Origin of the sequence: Intrasporangium sp., assembly GCF_030452765.1 — a bacterium.
Classification (GTDB): Bacteria; Actinomycetota; Actinomycetes; order Actinomycetales; family Dermatophilaceae; genus Intrasporangium_A.
Genome location: NZ_JAKDLO010000084.1, coordinates 1 through 18,625 on the forward strand (window position 1 = coordinate 1; position 18,625 = coordinate 18,625).

20 protein-coding genes are annotated in these 18,625 nt (G+C 71.6%); 1 reads left to right on the plus strand and 19 read right to left on the minus strand.

Features of this window, described 5'->3' with window-relative positions:
- A partial coding sequence (locus L0H79_RS11930) for a 1,4-dihydroxy-2-naphthoate polyprenyltransferase (protein WP_367652465.1) occupies window positions 1–891 on the plus strand: 891 nt, incomplete at its 5' end.
- Between the two features lie 57 nt (window positions 892–948).
- Here L0H79_RS11930 and L0H79_RS11935 read toward each other — a convergent pair.
- The 19 genes from L0H79_RS11935 to L0H79_RS12025 form a co-directional block, all read right to left on the minus strand.
- Window positions 949–1,287, minus strand: a complete 339-nt coding sequence (locus tag L0H79_RS11935) for a DUF4229 domain-containing protein (RefSeq protein WP_301484831.1) — start codon at window positions 1,285–1,287, stop codon at window positions 949–951.
- A 3-nt stretch (window positions 1,288–1,290) separates the two neighbouring features.
- Window positions 1,291–2,316, minus strand: a complete 1,026-nt coding sequence (gene ccsB, locus L0H79_RS11940) for a c-type cytochrome biogenesis protein CcsB (protein ID WP_301484832.1) — start codon at window positions 2,314–2,316, stop codon at window positions 1,291–1,293.
- Entirely contained in the window at window positions 2,313–3,908 is a 1,596-nt protein-coding gene (locus L0H79_RS11945; protein WP_301484833.1) for a cytochrome c biogenesis protein ResB, read from the minus strand. Before L0H79_RS11945 ends, ccsB begins: the two co-directional genes overlap by 4 nt.
- Window positions 3,909–3,927: 19 nt before the next feature.
- Window positions 3,928–4,671, minus strand: coding sequence for a cytochrome c biogenesis CcdA family protein (locus tag L0H79_RS11950; RefSeq protein WP_301484834.1), 744 nt, complete (start codon window positions 4,669–4,671; stop codon window positions 3,928–3,930).
- Between the two features lie 3 nt (window positions 4,672–4,674).
- Entirely contained in the window at window positions 4,675–5,286 is a 612-nt protein-coding gene (locus L0H79_RS11955) for a TlpA disulfide reductase family protein (protein WP_301484835.1), read from the minus strand.
- A complete protein-coding gene (locus tag L0H79_RS11960; RefSeq protein ID WP_301484836.1) occupies window positions 5,286–5,963 on the minus strand; it encodes a histidine phosphatase family protein in 678 nt (225 codons plus the stop codon). Before L0H79_RS11960 ends, L0H79_RS11955 begins: the two co-directional genes overlap by 1 nt.
- 168 nt (window positions 5,964–6,131) lie before the next feature.
- Window positions 6,132–6,752 (minus strand): LysE family transporter, encoded by a 621-nt coding sequence (locus L0H79_RS11965; RefSeq protein ID WP_301484837.1) that lies wholly within the window; start codon window positions 6,750–6,752, stop codon window positions 6,132–6,134.
- Window positions 6,753–6,931: 179 nt separating this feature from the next.
- Entirely contained in the window at window positions 6,932–8,266 is a 1,335-nt protein-coding gene (hemL, locus tag L0H79_RS11970) for a glutamate-1-semialdehyde 2,1-aminomutase (RefSeq protein ID WP_301484838.1), read from the minus strand.
- 138 nt (window positions 8,267–8,404) lie between these two features.
- A complete protein-coding gene (locus L0H79_RS11975; protein ID WP_301484849.1) occupies window positions 8,405–8,920 on the minus strand; it encodes a MarR family winged helix-turn-helix transcriptional regulator in 516 nt (171 codons plus the stop codon).
- Window positions 8,921–9,022: 102 nt separating this feature from the next.
- A complete protein-coding gene (gene hemB / locus L0H79_RS11980; RefSeq protein ID WP_301484839.1) occupies window positions 9,023–9,988 on the minus strand; it encodes a porphobilinogen synthase in 966 nt (321 codons plus the stop codon).
- Entirely contained in the window at window positions 9,985–11,631 is a 1,647-nt protein-coding gene (locus tag L0H79_RS11985; protein ID WP_301484840.1) for a uroporphyrinogen-III synthase, read from the minus strand. Before L0H79_RS11985 ends, hemB begins: the two co-directional genes overlap by 4 nt.
- A complete protein-coding gene (gene hemC, locus L0H79_RS11990) occupies window positions 11,628–12,581 on the minus strand; it encodes a hydroxymethylbilane synthase (RefSeq protein WP_301484841.1) in 954 nt (317 codons plus the stop codon). The genes L0H79_RS11985 and hemC overlap by 4 nt, the downstream gene beginning before the upstream one ends.
- Entirely contained in the window at window positions 12,578–13,963 is a 1,386-nt protein-coding gene (hemA, locus tag L0H79_RS11995; RefSeq protein ID WP_301484842.1) for a glutamyl-tRNA reductase, read from the minus strand. The genes hemC and hemA overlap by 4 nt, the downstream gene beginning before the upstream one ends.
- Entirely contained in the window at window positions 13,960–14,640 is a 681-nt protein-coding gene (locus L0H79_RS12000; RefSeq protein WP_301484843.1) for a redox-sensing transcriptional repressor Rex, read from the minus strand. Before L0H79_RS12000 ends, hemA begins: the two co-directional genes overlap by 4 nt.
- A gap of 138 nt (window positions 14,641–14,778) precedes the next feature.
- The gene (locus L0H79_RS12005; RefSeq protein ID WP_301484844.1) at window positions 14,779–15,015 is read right to left on the minus strand and encodes a glutaredoxin family protein; all 237 of its coding nucleotides are present in this window, start codon (window positions 15,013–15,015) and stop codon (window positions 14,779–14,781) included.
- 97 nt (window positions 15,016–15,112) lie between these two features.
- The gene (locus tag L0H79_RS12010) at window positions 15,113–16,279 is read right to left on the minus strand and encodes a lysophospholipid acyltransferase family protein (protein ID WP_301484845.1); all 1,167 of its coding nucleotides are present in this window, start codon (window positions 16,277–16,279) and stop codon (window positions 15,113–15,115) included.
- A 434-nt stretch (window positions 16,280–16,713) separates the two neighbouring features.
- Window positions 16,714–17,760: an NAD-dependent epimerase/dehydratase family protein gene (locus L0H79_RS12015; RefSeq protein ID WP_301484846.1), complete on the minus strand. Its 1,047-nt coding sequence runs from the start codon at window positions 17,758–17,760 to the stop codon at window positions 16,714–16,716.
- A 198-nt stretch (window positions 17,761–17,958) separates the two neighbouring features.
- Entirely contained in the window at window positions 17,959–18,057 is a 99-nt protein-coding gene (locus L0H79_RS12020) for an AURKAIP1/COX24 domain-containing protein (protein ID WP_003792170.1), read from the minus strand.
- Between the two features lie 181 nt (window positions 18,058–18,238).
- Complete coding sequence (locus tag L0H79_RS12025; protein ID WP_301484847.1) at window positions 18,239–18,439, minus strand: helix-turn-helix domain-containing protein; 201 nt, start codon at window positions 18,437–18,439, stop codon at window positions 18,239–18,241.
- Window positions 18,440–18,625 lie beyond the last annotated feature (186 nt).

Here is an 18,625-nt window from a genome sequence, read left to right on the forward strand (position 1 = left end):
AAAGGACCCATGGCCACCCTGACCCAGTGGATCGACGGCGCTCGTCCACGCACGCTGCCCGCTGCCATCTCCCCGATCCTCGTCGGCGCCGGCGCGGCGTACCAGGCCAGCCACGTGGTCTGGAGCTATGCGCTGCTCGCCCTCGTCGTCGCGCTCTGCCTGCAGGTGGGGGTCAACTTCGCCAACGACTACTCCGACGGCATCCGGGGCACCGACACGGCCCGGGTCGGTCCGGTCCGGCTGGTCGGGCAACGCCTGGCGCGCGCGTCGAGCGTGAAGTTCGCGGCGCTCACGTTCTTCTTCTTCGCCGCACTGGCCGGTTTGGCGCTCGTGGCCCTCTCCGGCCTGTGGGTGATGATCCCCATCGGCGCGGCGGCGATCCTCGCTGCGTGGTTCTACACCGGAGGCTCGCGACCCTACGGCTACCTCGGGCTGGGCGAGCTGTTCGTCTTCGTCTTCTTCGGCCTCGTGGCAACCCTCGGGACCATGGCGACGATGACCTCGCTGACCCGGGCAGGCTGGTGGGGTGCGATCGGCGTCGGCTCGCTCGCCTCGGCCATCCTCGTCGCGAACAACCTTCGCGACATCCCCACCGACCGGGCCACCGGCAAGCAGACGCTCGCGGTCCGGATGGGCGACCGCGGGTCGCGCATCTTCTACCTCGCCCTCGTCACGGTCGCGTTCGTCATGACGGGCCTGACTGCCGCGACGACACCGTTCGCCCTGCTCGCGGTCCTGGCCGCCCCGATCCTGCTCCGGCCCGTGCGCGCCATCGTCGGCGGCGCCCACGGCCGCGACCTCGTGCCGGTGCTGGTCGGGACCGGCGCCTTCGAGCTGGCCTGGTCCGCGCTGTTCGCCATCGGCCTCGCCATCGGCCACCACGTCGGCTGACGTCCGCCGCCGAGCGTGGCCAGCGCGGTGCGCGCGTGCCGGCCCGGCAGCCGTCCATCAGGCTCGCTCGCCGTGCGGCTCGCTGTGCCTGGCCTCCGCCCCTGCCCCGTTGTCCCCGGTCCCGGCCTGCCCCTCAGTCCCGTCCTCGGCCTCGGTGTCCTCGGCCAGCTCGTCCGCGGACAGCTGCCCCTTGCGCGCCGTCCGGGCCTCGTGGCGGGCGACCAGGCCCGCCGTCATCTCGTCGCGCAGCCCGCGCAGCAGCACGTACGAGGTGACCGACGAGGCGATCGCGGCGAGCACGATCAGCACGATCGGGTTGTGTCGCAGCCCGACCAGCCAGAACAGCAACGTGAAGCCGAAGAAGATCAGCAGGCGCAGCACCGTGTAGCGCAGCATTGGTCACATTCCCGAGTAGTTGTGCATGCCGACGAAGGTCGACACGAGGTTGACGGCGGTGAAGTTGATGATGACGGCGGCGTAGCCGGCGAGCGCGATGTACATCGACTTGCGGGCGTCGACCCCCGCGGTGGCCCGCGAGTGCATGTACGCGGCGTAGACGGCCCAGATGACGAACGTCCAGACCTCCTTCGGGTCCCACTGCCAGTAGGCGCCCCACGCCTGCTTCGCCCAGATCGAGCCGGCGATGAGGGTGAAGGTCCACAGGATGAACCCGCCCATGTTGAGGCTGTACGCGGTCCGCTCGAGGGCCGCCGCCGACGGCAGCGACTCGATCACGCCCGGTCGGGCCGACGGGCGCACCTCACGGCGCCGGCGCAGCAGGTAGACCGCCCCGACAGCGGCGCCGAGGGTGAACAGCGAGACGGCGAGGAACGCGACGGTGACGTGGATCGCGAGCCAGTACGACTTCAGCGCAGGCATGAGCTCGTGTGCCTCGGTGTAGAGGACGGTGACGGCCAGACCGAGCACGAGCAGGATCGGGGTGACGATGAAGACCCCGAGCCACTCCCAGCGGTTGCGGCGCGCCAGCACGCTGTAGGCGACGCCGACGGCAGCGACGGCAGCGGTCGCGAACTCGAACATGTTGCCCCACGGCGGCCGCGCGACGGCGACGCCACGCAGCACGACGGACCCGACGAGCAGCAGCGTGGCCAGGTAGGTCAGGGTCAGCCCGATGCTTCCCCACTGCCTGCTGCGTAGACTCTCCGGCCCGTATGCCGCCGAGCCGGGTGCCGGCTCGCCCGCGCGGTCGCGCGCGACGTCCCTTGCATCGCGAGTGCCGCCGTCCGCCGCGGCACCGACCCCCGCCGCGACCAGAGCATCCGTGCGGGCGCTCGCGCGGGCCTGCGCCCGGCGTGGCGCCCGCGCGGACAGGTGCGCGACGAAGGCGAGCATGGCGAGCGTGAAGACCACCATCGACGAGTAGAGCGCGTTGTTGGCCAGGTTGGCGAGGGTCTCGGGAGTCACGTTGCGGTGGTCCGTTCTGCAAGGCGGTCGTGCACGGCCTGGATGACGGCGGTCAACCCGGCGTCGGAGTCCTTCGAGAGGCCGCCGATGCTGACCACGGTAGCCGCTCGACCGTCCGGATCGTCAGCCTGCCGGACCCGGACGAAGACGCGTCGCCGCTTGAGGGTCAGGGCAAGGATCAGCCCGGCGGTCGTCAGGATCGCGGAGACGAGGGCGATCAGCTCGCCGGGGTCGTGGCGCACCGACAGTCCCGCGAAGCGCTTGACGGAGTCGAAGGTGACCGACCCGCGGTCACCGGGCAGCTCGTAGGTCTGGCCAGGCTTGAGGCGCACGAGCACGGGCGACCCGTCGGGCTTGGTCACCTGCTTCATCGCCTCGGTGTTCAGGGTGTAGACCGACTGCGGCATCCCGCCGGGGAAGAGGGTGCCCTCCCACACCGACAGCGCCAGCTCCGGGTCGAGCGCGTCGGGGAAGACCGAGGCGGGGCCGTTCGCGAAGGTGGGCTCGGCGGTGGGCAGGAAGAAGCCGGTCAGGCCGAGCTGCTTCGGTGCGGGCAGCGCCGACACCTTGACGACGCCGACGGAGCGGTAGGTCTGGTCCTGTGGCAGGAACGGGGTCGCGTCGTGGTAGAGGACCTCGCCCTGCGCGTCGCGGACCGTGATGACGGGGGTGTAGCCGTTGCCCAGCAGGAACACGTCGGCGCCGTCGATGCTGAGCGGATGGTTGACGCTGATCTGCTCCGGCACAGCCGCGGCGCCGGGCCGGGCCTGCACCGTCGTGTGCGCGATGAAGTCGCGCGGCTGCCCGAAGGTCTTGCCGGGGGTCTGGATGAAGTCGGCCTGCATCTTGTCGACGGTCAGCACGAAGCTCGGGATCCGCGCCGGGTTCACCCAGGGGCCCGGCGAGAACGTGTTGTACGTCGAGATCGACGAGGCGAACTTCTGCCCCTCCGGGACGATGACGTCACCGCGCCAGCCGAACAGGTGCCCGACCGCCATTCCGACGATGATCCCGGTCAGGGCGACGTGGAAGACGAGGTTGCCCGTCTCGCGCAGGTAGCCCGACTCGGCCGACACCGACGCCGCGTCGTGCGAGTGGACCCGGAAGCGCCGCGAGGCCAGCACCTCCCGGGCCGTGGCGAGGACCTGCTCGGGCGCCGCCGACGTCGTCAGGCTCGCGTGGTGCTCGAGACGCTCGGGTCGCGCCGGCGCCCGCGGCGGCCTGGACCGAAGCGCCTTCAGGTGCACCTTGGCCCGCGGCACGATACAGCCGATGAGGGAGATGAAGAGCAGCAGGTAGATCGCCGAGAACCACGGCGAGGAGAAGACGTCGAAGAAGCCGAGGCGGTCGAGCCAGGGCCCGCTGCTCTGGTGCCTGGTCAGGTAGTCGGCGACCCGCCCGGGGTCGATGTTGCGCTGCGGGAAGATCGAGCCCGGCACGGCGGCGACCGAGATGAGCAGCAGCAGGAACAGCGCCGTTCGCATACTCGTCAGCTGGCGCCAGGCCCAGCGCAGCATGCCGAGCACGCCGAGGTCCGGCGGCTGCGGCTCCGGGGTCGTGCGCCGCGGTGTCCTCGTGTCGGTGCTGGTCATCTCAGCGTGCCGTTCATCTCTAGAGTGCCGTCCGGAACGTGCTGATGAAGTGGACCTGGAGCCAGACCATGATGGTCTCCCAGAGGCCGGTGACGAGCAGGACCCCGACGACGAGCAGGAGCACGCCCCCGACGCGTTGGATGGTCCGTTGGTGCCGCCGCAGCCATCCGTTGGCCCGGCCCGCCTTCTCCCAGCCCGCGGCCATCAGCAGGAACGGCAGTCCGAGCCCGAGGCAGTACGCCATCGCCAGCAGCAGCCCGCGCCCCACCGAGCCGGACTCGGCGGTGAGCGGGGCCGCCATGGCGTAGATGGCCCCGAGCGTCGGGCCGAGACAGGGGCTCCAGCCGATCCCGAACACCGCCCCCAGCAAGGGAGCCCCGGCCAGACCCGCTCTCGGGCGCCAGGCCAGCTGGGCGGCATACCCCTTGCCGAGACCGAGCATCAGCAACGCGGTCACGATCACGATCACGCCACCGACGCGCATGAGCAGGGTGCGGTGGGCCTGTAGGGCCAACCCGAGCACGGAGAAGCCGAACGCCATGGCGAGGAAGACGACGGAGAAGCCGAGGACGAAGAGCAGCGCGCCGAGCACGAGCCGGCCCCGTGATCGGCGCTCCAGCGAGGTGTCACCCAGGCCCGTGACGTAGCCGAGGAAGCCCGGCACGAGCGGGAGCACGCACGGGGAGGCGAACGAGACGAACCCCGCGGCGAGGGCGACCGCCGATGCGACGACGACCGAGCCGGTCAGCAGGTCTGGCGTCACCGGTCAGGCCTCGGCGAGGACATCGTCGATGAGCCCGCGCAACGTCGCGGCCGTGAGCGGACCGGAGACGCGGGCGGCGATGCGGCCCTCGCGGTCGAGCACCAGCGTGGTCGGGGTGGCCGCGACCTTGCCCTGCAGGGCGAGCACCGGCACCCCGCCGTCGTAGCCGAGAGACGGGTAGGTGACGTTGTTGGCCTTCTGGAAGGCGAGGCCCGACTCGGGGCTCTCCTGCGTGTCGAGGCCGATGAACTCGACCTCCAGCTGCTCGGCCTGCACCTGCTGCCAAGTCTTCTGCAGCTCGGGAGTCTCCTCGATGCACGGCGGGCACCACGAGCCCCAGACGTTGACCACGACGACGGTGCCGTCCATGCCCTTCATCGACCAGGGTTCGCCCTCGAGGGTCGTGCCGGTCAGGGCGACCGTGTTGCCGCGGTCGGACGGGGCGATCTGCTCGATCGCGCCGTCGCCGGAGATGTACCCCTTGCGGTCGCCCGACTGTGCCTGAGCCGCAACGGAGTTCGGGTCGGACGAGCAGGCACCCGACAGGCCGACGACGGCGCCCGCGAGCACGGCGGCACCCCACCGCATCGCGGTGCGCCGGTCGGTGTGTGGCATCAGGCGCCCACGCTCTTGGACGCTCGGGCGAGCAGCGCGCCGGCCGGCTCGGAGTAGGCGATCGAGTCGAGCTCGTCGTCGACGTAGTACAGCGAGGTCAGTGACGCGAGGGTGCACTCCCGCTTGCGCGGGTCGTGCCAGAGGCGGCGCTCCTGGAGCCGGTTGCGCACCGTCCAGATGGGCAGCTGGTGCGAGACGAGAAGCGCCTCGTGCCCGGATGCCGCCGTCCGCGCATCGGCGATCGCCGCGAGCATCCGCCCGGCGATCGCCTCGTACGGCTCGCCCCAGCTCGGCTTGGTCACGTTGGCGACCTTGGGCCACAGCCGGGGGTCGAGCAGGGAGACCTTGGTGAAGGCGTGGCCCTGGAAGTGGTTGGCCGACTCGATGAGCCGCGCGTCGGTCTCGACGGGCAGGTGGTGACGCTCGGCGATCGGCGCGGCAGTCTGTTGGGCCCGCTCGAGGGGGGAGGCCAGCACGAGGGTGAGGTCGCTGGACTCGAGGTGCGCGGCGACGGTGTCGGCCATCGCGAAGCCCAGCTCGGACAGGTGGTAGCCGGGCAGCCGCCCGTAGAGCACCCCGCTCGGGTTGTGGACCTCGCCGTGGCGCATCAGGTGGATCACGGTGCGCGTCGGACCGGGCCTCGCGGGTGGCGTGGGTGAGGTGGGGCTGCCGGTCATGGGGCCCAGTCTCTCAAACGCCGCCGCGTCGGCCCAAGTGGCGGGTCAACTCCCGAGACCTCCGCCATCGAGAGTGCAGTATTCCCGATCGAGAGTGCGCCAGTCCTGATCGACAGTGCGCTCGTCCCGATCGACAGTGCCCTGGTCCCGATCGACAGTGCAGCCCCCTCAGTGCACGATCGCCAGCAGCGCCCCGACGCCGACGAACATCCCGCCGAAGAGCCGGTTGAGTCTCGTCTGGCCTGCCCCGCTGCGGGTCATCCGGCGCAGCCCCTTGGCAGCAGCGGCGAAGCAGAACCACATGACGACCACGTCGATGACGACGACCGTCGCGGCCAGGACGAGATACTGCGGGGCGAGAGGATGGCTCGGCCGGATGAACTGTGGCGTGAAGGCCAGGAAGAACACGACCGCCTTGGGGTTGGTCAGGTTGACCAGCACGCCCCGGCGGGCCATCGACCACGAGGACTCGGTCGGCATGATCGTCTCGTCGACCTGGCCTTGCGGGCGTGCACGCCACTGCCGGACCCCGAGGTAGACGAGATAGGCGGCGCCTGCGTAGCGGACGATGTTGAACAGCAACGGCGAGTTCGCCACGAGGACGCCGACGCCTGCAGCCACGATGCCGATGTGGGCGACCAGGGCGACCTGCTGCCCGGCGATCCCCCAGACCGACCGCGCCCAGCCTGCCGTGATCGAGTTGGCCATCGTGTTGATCGCGCCGGCTCCCGGGGTGAACGAGATGAGGAAGCAGGCAGCGACGAGGCCGAACCACACGGACAGGGACACCTGGCGAGTGTAGGTCCGAGGTCATCTCGGGTCGGGCCGGTTTTCGCCTGCTGGGACACAGCCGTGGTATGCCGCTCAGCTCACCGGGCGCCCCCCGCTCCCTCGGGCTGCCGGAGCCCGCCCCGAGGCAGACACGTGCCCAGTCCCCGCCGGCAGGGCTCACGCGGGCGGGCCGGCCCTCAGGTCTCGACACCCTCCGCTGCGGCACGGGCCGCTGCCGGTAGCGCCGCGAGCACCGTGGACACCGCCTCGTCGTCGTGGGCCGCCGAGACGAACCAGCACTCGAAGGCGCTCGGCGGCAGGTGCACACCCTGCTCGAGCATCGCGTGGAAGAACCGGCGGAAGGCAGCCGTGTCCTGGGCCCTGGCCTCGTCGTAGTTGCGGACCACGCCGTCCCGGAAGAACACCGAGAACATCGAGGCCGCCCACTGGATCGTGTGGGGCACACCGGCCGTCTCGAGCGCGTCCGCGACCCCGGCACCGATCGCACGCGAGACGACGGCGAGCCGGTCGTACACCTGCGGCGTGCACAGGCGAAGCGTCGCGAGCCCAGCCGCGGACGCCACGGGGTTCCCCGACAGCGTTCCCGCCTGGTAGACGGGGCCCGCGGGTGCGAGCAACGCCATGATGTCGGCGCGGCCACCGAACGCTGCCGCCGGGAAACCGCCACCCATGACCTTGCCGAACGTGAACAGGTCGGGCGGCCCAGCGGCATACGGACCCTCGAGCCCGTAGAAGCCGGCTGGCGAGCACCGGAACCCCGTCATGACCTCGTCCGAGACGAGCAGGGCCCCGTGCTCGCTGGTCACGCGCCGCAGCCCCTCGCTGAAGCCGGGCAGCGGCGGCACGACCCCCATGTTCCCGGGCGCCGCCTCGGTGATGACCGCCGCGATCTCCGGCCCGCGCGAGGCGAAGACCGCCTCGACGGCGGCGAGGTCGTTGTACGGCACGACGACCGTCTCCCCCGCGCTCGACCGTGGCACGCCCGCCGAGTCCGGCAGCGCGAACGTCGCAACGCCGGACCCGGCGGAGGCCAGCAGCGCGTCGACGTGCCCGTGGTAGCAGCCGGCGAACTTGACGACGATGTCGCGGCCGGTGAACCCGCGGGCCAGCCGGATCGCCGACATCGTCGCCTCCGTGCCGCTGTTGACGAGGCGCACCTGCTCGACCGGCTCGACGCGCGAGACGATCTCGGCCGCGAGGTCGACCTCGCCGGCCGACGGCGTGCCGAACGAGAACCCCAGCCCGGCGGCAGCCTGCACGGCCCGGACGACGTCGGGATGCGCATGCCCGAGGATCATCGGGCCCCACGACCCGACGAGGTCGACGTAGCGGTTCCCGTCGACGTCGGTCAGCCATGCGCCGCGCGCGGAGGCCATGAACCGGGGCGTCCCGCCCACGCTGCCGAACGCGCGCACCGGTGAGTTGACCCCGCCGGGGATGATCCTCTGAGCGCGTTCGAACAGGTCGGCGGAGTGTGCGGTGGCCGACGTGGTGGATGTGGGCTGCGTCATGGGCGCCATTGTCGCAAGTCACGGGGGGCGCCGCCCTGTGCACATCCCGCGAAGCCCCAGCGCAACCCATGCGGCTCAGTCACGCCCGAGTGTCCCGGTCACGGTGACTTGGCGCCCGCTCGACGGGGAGGCGGCGGGTCAGCGCCCGGAGCGGCCCTCCGGGTCGAGGTGGTCGCGCACGATCGTCATCGCGTCCCCGATGGCCCGGAACTGTGCCGGAGTGAGGATGTCGACGAGGTTGTCGCGCACACTCTGCACGTGCACTTTCGCCATCTCGTCGATGACCCCGACACCGGCGGGGGTCAGGACGAGCTCGACGCCGCGCTTGTCGGCCAGGCACGACTCACGCGAGACCCAGCCGCGGTCCTCGAGCCGGCCCGCAGTATGGGTCAGGCGGCTGCGGGACTGCACGACCATCGCCGCCAGCTCGGACATCCGCAGGCGCTGCTCGGGCGCCTCGGAGAGCATCGAGAGGATCTCGTACTCGCTCAGCTGGGTGCCGTGGGCACGCAAGGCCCTGTCGAGCGCCTCCTCGAGCAGGCGAGTTCCGCGCAGGAAGGCGCGCCACGAGGCCTGCTCCCCCGCGTCGAGCCAGCGGACCTCGGTGGTCTGCGCGTCAGCCATCGCCACCTCCTCGCCGCCGTGCTGAGTCATCGTGGACATCCTCGTACGTTGCATTGAATTCTAAATCACTCGGCACCGTCGCGCACAGTGCTTCTCCGGCTGTTCGGGAGTAGGCGCCCGGCAGGCCCGCGCTCAGCCGAGCCACTGCGCCGCGTCGAGGGCGTAGTACGTGAGGATGACCTGGGCTCCGGCCCGTCGGATCGAGACGAGCGCCTCGATCGCGGCGCCTTGCCGGTCTATCCAGCCCTGCGCCGCGGCAGCCTCGATCATGGCGTACTCCCCCGAGACCTGGTAGGCCGCGACCGGCACGCTCGTGCGCTCGGCCGCCGCCGCGACGACGTCGAGGTAGGACATGGCCGGCTTCACCATCACGAGGTCGGCGCCCTGCGCGACGTCGAGGTCGATCTCGCGCAGCGCCTCCCGGATGTTGGCCGGGTCCTGCTGGTACGTGCGGCGGTCGCCGCGCAGGCTCGACTGGACGGCCTCGCGGAACGGCCCGTAGAAAGCCGAGGCGTACTTGGCGGCATACGCGAGGATGACGACCTCCTCGAAGCCGTCCGCGTCGAGCGCCTCCCGGATGACCCGCACCTGTCCGTCCATCATCCCGGACGGCCCGACGACGTGGGCGCCGGCGCGGGCCTGGGCGAGGGCCACCTCGGCGTAGACCCCCAGGGTCGCGTCGTTGTCGACCCGTCCCCTCGCGTCGAGCACGCCACAATGCCCGTGGTCGGTGAACTCGTCGAGGCACGTGTCGGCCATCACCAGCAGGTCGTCCCCGACCTTGTCCCGCACCTCGCGCAGGGCGACGTTGAGTATGCCGCCGGGCTCGGACGCGCCGGACCCGTGGGCGTCCTTCGTCTCGGGAACGCCGAAGAGCATGATCCCGGCCAGCCCCGCCTCGAGCGCGCGGCGGGCCTGCTCGACCACCGAAGCCACCGTGTGCTGGACCACACCGGGCATGCTGGTGATCGGTCGGGGCTCGCTTGCCCCTTCCGCGACGAAGACGGGCAGGACGAGCTGGCTCGGGCGCACCCGGGTCTCGGCGACCATCGCGCGCATCACGGCTGACTGGCGCAGCCGCCTGGGCCGCTCGATCATCTGGCCCGCCGACGTGTCGCCGGGCGCTTGTCACGGGGGCGCCGGACCGGTTGCCCGGCCTCAGCGGCGGCCACGGCGAGGCCCACCCCATGGCCCGCGAGCGCGTCGACGAGGCTCGACGCGGATGCCTCCGGGGCCAGGACATCGACGCGCAGACCCTGCTCCTGGGCGGTCTTGGCCGTGGCCGGGCCGATGCAGGCGACGACCGTCGCGGGGTGCGGCTTGCCGGCGATGCCCACGAGGTTGCGCACCGTCGAGCTCGAGGTGAAGACGACGGCGTCGTACACGCCGCCCTTGATCGCGTCGCGGACCTCCGGTGCCGGCGGGGCCGCCCGTACCGTGCGGTATGCCGTCACGTCGTCGACCTCCCAGCCCATCGCCCGCAGCCCCGCGACGAGGGTCTCGGTCGCGATGTCGGCGCGCGGCAGCAGGATCCGGTTGATCGGGTCGAGCACGTCGTCATAGCCAGGCCAGTCGGCGAGCAGGCCGGCCGCGGACTGCTCGCCGGACGGCACGAGGTCTGGGTTGATGCCCCAGTCCTGCAGTGCGGTGGCGGTGACGCCACCGACGGCCGCGACCTTCAGGCCGGCGAAGGCGCGGGCGTCGAGACCGAGCTCCTCGAAGCGCTCCCGGACGGCGCGCACCGCGTTGACCGAGGTGAAGCCGACCCATTCGTAGCGGCCTGTGACGAGACCGCGCACGGCGCGCTCCATCTGCTGCGGGGTGCGGGGCGGCTCGACGGAGATGGTCGGGACGACGTCGGCGGTCGCACCATACGAGGCGAGCCGCTCGATCATCGGTCCCGCCTGGGCCTGGGTGCGTGGTACGAGGACCCGCCAGCCGAACAGCGGCTTGGTCTCGAACCAGGAGAGCTCGTCACGCAGCTCGACGTTGGCCGACACGACGGCAACGCTCGGACGGAGGGCCGCCGCGCCCTCGAAGACACGGTCGATGTCGCCGAGCACACCGGTGCGGCTCCCTTGGGCGACCGTCGTGCCGGCCTCGGTCAGCACGACCGGGGTCGCGGCATCGCGACCGGCCTTGAGCAGCGCGTGCAGCGCATCGCGAAGCGAGTCGGGCGAGCCGAGCAGTACGAGGCTCCCCTCGTCGTCGGCGTACCGGGCGAGGTGGTTGCCCGGCCCGTCGACGTGCAGCACGTGGAAGGCCCGGTCGTGCTTGGCCGTCAGCGGCACACCGGCATACGTCGGGACAGCCGAGACGGCCGAGACCCCGGGGACGATGTCGAAGCTGATGCCGGCCTTGCGGCAGGCGCGCACCTCGTCGACGAGGCCGGTGAAGGTGCCCGGGTCGCCGTCCATGAGCCGTACGACGAGGCCGTCGTCGCCGACGGACTTGGCTGTCTTGGCGACGAGCCTGGCCCGCATCGCCTGGGTCAGCTCCTGCCCACGGTCGCCGTGGCTCGCGTCGATGAGCTCGACGTCCGGGCGGGTGAAGGCCCGCACCGTCTCGGCCCCGGCGATCCGGTCGAGGATGACGACGTCGGCGGCGGCGAGCAGGTCGCGGCCGCGCAGGGTCAACAGGCCGGGGTCGCCCGGGCCGGCCCCGACGAAGGCGACCCGCGCGGGGGATGCGGGCTGCGTGGTGGTCTGCGCCGTTGCAGACGGCGTGCGCGAACGAGTCACGAAACTGGCTCCGAGGTGTCTTGCGGTGTGGGTGTGGGCGGGTGATCGAGGTCGGCGGCACCGTCCTCGATCAGGACGCGCGCGAGTCGCGCGCCGAGTTCTGACGGCTCGTCGTAGCGGCCCACGAGCGAGCGGCGCAGCTCGAGGCTGCCGTCCGGCCTGCCGGCGAAGGCCCGCAGGGACAGCTCCAGGCCGTCCTCGCCGTCGACGACCTCGGCCAGGGCTCCGATGGGCGCCGTGCAGCCGGCCTCGAGCGTGGCCAGGAGGGACCGTTCGGCGACGACCCGGGAGCGGGTGTCGGCGTCCTCGAGGACTCCGGCCACCGCACGGACCTCGTCGCGGTCGGCGCAGCACTCGAGGGCCAGTGCCCCCTGGCCGGGGGCGGGCAGGACCTGGATCGGGTCGAGGACCTCGGTGACGAGATCGAGCAGCCCGAGGCGCGCGAGCCCCGCCCGGGCAAGGACGACCGCGTCGACCTGCCCCGACTCGACCAGCCCGACCCGGGTGCCGACGTTGCCGCGGACCGGGCGCAGCTGCAGCCCGAGCCCGAGAGCGGCCAGCTGGGCGACGCGCCGCGGCGAGCCGGTGCCGACGACCGCCCCGGTGGGCAGCTCGCCGAGGGTCAGCCCGTCCCGGGCGACCAGCGCGTCACGCGGATCCTCCCGCGCGGGGACGGCCGCGATGACGAGTCCCGGCTCCGGCACCGTGGGCAGGTCCTTGAGCGAGTGGACGGCGAGGTCGACCCGTCCGTCGAGCAGCGCCTTGCGGATCTCGGCGGCGAAGACACCGGCCCCACCGATGGCGCTCAGGAGGGCGCCCGAGACGTCGCCGTGGGTCGTGATGGGCACGAGCTCGATATCATGGCCTGCCGCGCGGAGACGATCGGCCACCCACGTCGACTGCGTCGTGGCGAGGGCGGAGCGTCGCGTGCCGATCCGGAGGGTCGTCATGTCGGCGTCCTCCTCGGCGGGACGCTGACGTTGGCAACGTCCCTCGGCTCGAGGTCGAACAGCTCGCGCAGGGCCGCCGCGTAGTCGGCGCCGCTGCCGTCGATGGCGAACTCCTTGACCCGACGGGTCGGGGTGTGCAGCAACTTCTCGACGACCCGGTGGACGGCCAGCTCGACCTCGGCACGGACGGCTTCGCCGAGGTCGGGCATCCGGTGGTCGAGCCGGCTCAGCTCGGCTGCCACCACTTCGGCGGCACGCCCTCGCAAGGCAGCGACCGTGGGGGCGACCGACTCGGCGGCCTGCCAGGTCAGGAATGCGGCCACCTCGCCGGTCACGATGTCGCGCACCCGGTCCACCTGATGCTCCTCGGCCCGACCGAGCAGGCGCTGGCCGAGCTCCTCGAGACCGATGACGCTCACGCCCGGGACCGGCTCCGGCCACATGGCATACGGCTCGATGTCGCGAGGCACGGCGAGGTCGATGAAGACCTGCGGGTGGCCGCTCCGGCGGGCGGCGCTGGCCCGCAGGTGAGCGCCGCTGAGGACGTGGCCGGCGGCACCGGTGCAGGTCAGCACGAGGTCGCTCTCGGCGACGACGTCGGCGAGGTCGTCCCACGCCCGGGCCGTTCCGCCGGTCGTCGCGGCAAGCCGCTCCGCACGCTCCGCCGTGCGCCCCACGACGCTGAGGGAGTCGACATCCGTCCGGCCGAGAGTTGCCGCGGCGAGACCGCTCATCGCCCCGGTGCCGACCACGGCCGCCCGGCACCCATCGAGCGGGCCGAGCCGGGCCGCAGCCGCCTCGAGCCCTGCCTGGACGAGGGAGACGCTGTGACCGTCGATGTCGGTCTCCGAGTGGGCACGCTTGCCGACCCGTAGGGCCTGTTGGAACAGCGCGTTGAGCGACGCGCCGACGCGGCCGGACGCCTGGCCCCGGGCCAGCGCCGCCCGCATCTGCCCGAGCACCTGGGACTCGCCGACCGCCATGGAGTCGAGCCCGCACGCTACGGTGAACGCGTGAGCGACGGCGCCATCGTCGTATCGCACGTACAGGTGGTCGGCGAGCCCGTCGGCCCGTGCGGCGAGGACGGCTCCGGGCTCGCGGGGGCCCGCGTCGACCGGTTCTCCAGCCCGCCTGTCCACGGGTGGCAGGCTCGCCGTGCAAGCGAACGCGTCGCCTATCGCAGCAACGGCGGGGTGGAAGGCGGGCACCTCGGCGTAGACCTCGAGCCGGTTGCACGTGGTCAGGACGACGACCTCGTCGACGGTCGAGGATCGGACGAGCGCGTCGGCGAGGGTCTCGTCGCGCCGCTCGTCCGCAGCGATGACCTCGAGGACGGACATCGGCGCGGTGTGGTGCGACAGTCCGATGACGAGCAGACTCACTGGGGCACCACCGCCGCAGGCGTGGCGGGCAGCGCGGACTTGCGTTGAGCATGGAAGGCGAGGATCTGCAGCTCGGTCGACAGGTCGACGCGGCGCACGTCGATGCCCGGCGGGACCGACAGCACGCTCGGGGCGAAGTTGAGGATGGCACGGACGCCGGCTGCCACGAGGGCGTCGCAGACCGACTGTGCGGCCACCGCCGGGGTGGCGATGACCCCGATGGTGATCCCGAGCTCGCCGGCGGCGGCCTCGATCTCGGACGAGGGCCGGATCGTCACATCGCCGATGCGTTCCCCCACGTGGGCCGGGTCGTCGTCGAAGAGCGCCACGATCCGGAAACCCTTGGTCACGAAGCCGGAGTAGGAGGCCAGCGCGTGGCCGAGGTTGCCCATCCCGACGATCGCGACGGGCCAGTTCTCGGTCAGGCCGAGCGCCCTGGTGATCTCGAGGGCAAGGGTCTCGACCTCGTAGCCGACCCCGCGCACCCCGTACGAGCCGAGGTGGCTCAGGTCCTTGCGCAGCTGCGCCGAGCGCACACCCACCGACGCGGCCAGCTCCTCGGACGAGACGAAGGCGACGCCCTCCTCGGCCAGTCTCGTCAGTGTCCGCAGGTACTCCGGGAGCCGCGCGACGGTGGCGTCGGGAATCTCTCGACGCACGGTGGGATCGGCCGACACGCGGGCTCACCGGCTCCTTTCGCGGCAGCGCTCGATGAGCGCGGAGCACTGGGACCTGTTCAGGCTAGACGTTTGTGAAGGCATGCACAAAGCGAGATGACGCGTGTACCACGGCGTGGACCGCAGGCCGGTCAGGCGTCACCGCAGGGCCTGCCGGAGCCGTGCCTCGTCGACCCGCCAGAAGTCGTGCTGCCGCCCGTCGACGAAGGTCACCGGGATCTGCTCGGCGTAGTCGGCCCGCCACTGGGGGTTCTCGTCGATGGAGCGCTCCTCCCAGCCGACGCCCAGGTCGGTGGCCACCCGCTCGATGACGACGCGCGCCTCGTCGCACAGGTGGCATCCGGGGCGGCCGAGCAGGAGGATGCGGGCGTCCATACCCGTGACCCTACGCATGAAGCAGCGGGCGGGGCGACCCGGCGCGAGAGACAGCGGACTCCTCGAACGGACCGTTCGGGGGGCAGCTCGGGGAAGATCAGATGAAGACCGACCTGCGCTCCATGAGCAGGCTGTAGAGCGTCTGCTGGATCGTCTCGCGGATCTGGTCGGTCAGGTCGAAGACGACCATCGGGTCGTCCGCCGCCTGCGGCCCGAGCGCGGCCGTGTCGACCGGGGCGCCGAACTCGATGAGCCACTTGCTCGGCAGCGGGATGAGCCCGAGCAGCCCCAGCCAAGGGAAGGTCGGCGTGATCGGGACGTACGGCACCCCGAGCAGCCGCGCGACGACCGGCATGTTGCCGAGGATCGGGTAGGTCTCCTCTGCCCCGACGATCGAGCACGGCACGATCGGGACCCCCGCGTGCAGGGCGGCGGCGACGAAGCCGCCACGACCGAAACGCTGCAGTTTGTACCGCTCGCTGAACTTCTTGCCGACGCCCTTGAAGCCCTCGGGCCAGACGCCGACGAGCTCGCCGTTGCGCAGGAGCCGCTCGGCGTCGGGGTTCGTGGCGAGCGTCGAGCCCGACCGTCGCGCGATCGTGCCGAGGAAGGGAGTCTGGAACACGAGGTCGGCCCCCAGCATCCGCAGGTGCCGCTGCTGGGGGTGCTCGTCGTGGACCGCGAGCTGGGTCAGCAGCGAGTCGAAGGCGATCGTGCCCGAGTGGTTCGCCACGACGAGGGCGCCGCCGGTCGCTGGGATGTTCTCGACACCCTTGACCTCGACGCGGAACCACCGCTTGTAGAGCGGACGCAACACCGGCAGGTGGACGTGGAGGGTGTAGTCCTCGTCGAAGCCGAACTCGTCGACGGTCACCTCGCCGCTGATGCGACGGCGCACATAGGCCAGGGTCTCGGCGACGTGGCGCTCGATCTCCCCGGCGGGCAGGCCGGCGCTCGCCAACGCGGCGCGCAGCACGTTGACCGCAAGGTCGACGATCTCGCCCGGCCTGGGTCGGATGTTGGTGGTCGTGTCGGCAGCCTCGAGGAACTTGCCGACGAGCTTCTCAGCGGTGCCGGAGACCTGTGCGGCGGCGCTCGCCAAGGCGGCCGTCGGCAGTGCCGCCGACAGCGGGGTCGAGGACTTCTCCGGGGCTGCCGGCTGCTCGCTCGGCGAAGGCACGGCTCGCAGCCTGGCCCGGTCCCCGGCAGCCGCTTGGGTGCGCACCCCGGCCCGGCTGGGTCGCTTGGAGGTGCCTGCGCCCACCTCGGATCGTCGGGGGCGGGGGCTTCCGGCTGACGCCGGTCGCGGCGCACCCGACCGCACCGACGACCCGCCGGCTGACGACCCGCCGGCTGACGACCCACGGGAGGACGTGCGACGCCTCGGCGCGGAACGCGTGGTCGACGACCTCGGCTCGGATGACGCCCCCGGTGTGGCCTTCTCGCTCGGCGTGGCCGCGCTGGACCGTGCGGCGTCACTGCCTGCCGTGCCGGACGGCGTGGCCTCGGCGGTGGAGGCGGCTTCACCCGTCGGTGTCCCCGCGGCGACTCGTCGAGCCGTGCTGACCTCGACGGTATCGGTCGCGGAGATGAGCGGGGTGCCGACCCGGCGACGCCGCTCCCCGCTCGCCCGCGCCGCACCGGCCGCAAAGGCCCCTTCGGGTCGGGTGCGTCGACTGGCCGACTTGTCCGGCTCGTTCATGAGTCGATCCTCTCGAAGACCCGGGAGATCGCGGCCACGGTGCCCGCGGCGGCCCCGCTCACCGTGTCGCTGACCCCTTCGGTCCCGGGCACCGAGCGCCGCAGCCGTCGGGAGAAGTCCTCGAAGGCGGCCCGGGTGGTGTAGCCGGGCTCGAGCCCCAGGACGGTGCGCATCCGGGCCGTGTCGATCCCTCGGCCGAAGGCGAGGAAGGCCAGCTGGTCGGACGAGAAGTCGGCCATCCCGGTCTGCTTGATGACGGTGCCCAGCATGCCGCCTGACCGTAGCGGCACCGGCACGATGGGCCGCCGGGCGATCGCGGCGCACTGGAGCAAGGTGACGTAGCCGTCACCGGCGACGTTGACGATGCCGATGGGTGCCCCGGTCGTGGCCCGGACCATCGCCTCGGTCGCGTCCGACTCGTGGACGAGCTGGAAACGGGCGTCGTAGCCCAGCGGCACGGGCCAGACCGGCAGGGAGAAGTAGTCGGTGAGCGCGGTGCGGATGCCGTAGCCGACGACGTTGGCCAGCCGGAGCAGGTTGATCTCGACGTCGGGCCGTCGCCGGGAGAAGCCCCGGACATAGCCCTCGACCTCGACTGAGTCCTTGCCCCACCCGGTGCGCGGCATGGCCCTCGGGTTCATGTCCTCGGTGAAGACCCCGGGATCCCGCGGCGACGCGCCGTAGACCCCGGCCGTGGACTTGACGACGAGGCGCTGGACGGAGTCGGCCTTCTGGCAGGCGGCGAGCAGCTGCATCGTGCCGATGACGTTGATCTCCTTCTGCGTCGCCCGGCCACCCGTGTCCTTCGGCGTGGCGATGACGTTCATGTGCACGACGGTGTCGACACCGGCCTGCGCGATGATGCGCCCGATCATCGGGTTGCGGATGTCTGCCCGGACGAACTCGGCACGGCCGACCGGGTGCGGAGGCGGCACGACGTCGACGGCAAGGATCCGCTCGACGGACGGGTCGGCCGACAGCCGCCGGGCGTAGAGGCCGCCGAGGTAGCGCGACACCCCTGTCATCAGCACAACCTTGGCCATCTGGCACCTTCCTGCCACCCACGTACTACAGACTCCCGTCCGCTGCCCCCGAGCCTACCCAGCGCAACTGGGTGATCCCACCGCGGCGGCACCATCCCCGGATTCGCCGGACACGGAACGACCCCCGCCGGTGGCGAGGGCCGTGTGGCGCGGGCCGGGCCCGCTCGCGATCACGCTGGCGCGGTCACTTCGTGGCGATCACTTCTTGTTGCGACGCTGGTGGCGCGTCTTGCGCAGCAGCTTGCGGTGCTTCTTCTTCGCCATGCGCTTGCGGCGCTTCTTGATGACAGAGCCCATCGTTGTCCTCGATCCGTAGACGGTGTGTGCCGACCTGCGTCGACCACCCGTCCTTCACGGAGAGTCGAACTCCAAGAGCCAAGCCGAGGCCTCAGCCTAGCGTGTCGGCCGACTGGTCCTCAAAGCGATGGGGCGCACCGCCCGAGTCGGACCATGCGCCCCGTCATCCTTGCGAAACCACTCACGCCGTGTCGATGTAGGACGTCTGCAGGTACTTGTGCACCGCGTCCTCCGGAACGCGGAACGACCTGCCCACCCGCACTGCGGGAAGCTCCCCGCTGTGGACGAGCCGGTACACCGTCATCTTCGACACGCGCATGATCGAGGCGACCTCGGCAACGGTAAGGAACCGCACCTCGGCGAGCTGACGCTCGTTCGTCATGTTGAACCCCGATCTTCTCCGGTGTGCACCCACGCGCCGCCGGCTTCCCCTCCGGCGAAGGGTCACGTGGGTACAGAACCACACTTTAGATGCTGTTGTGACACGAGGGGAAGTGGTCGGCACGAGGCACTCCGGCTCACGGCACGAGACGGTGCAGGTCACGCGGGAAGAGTGCGACCTCACGGA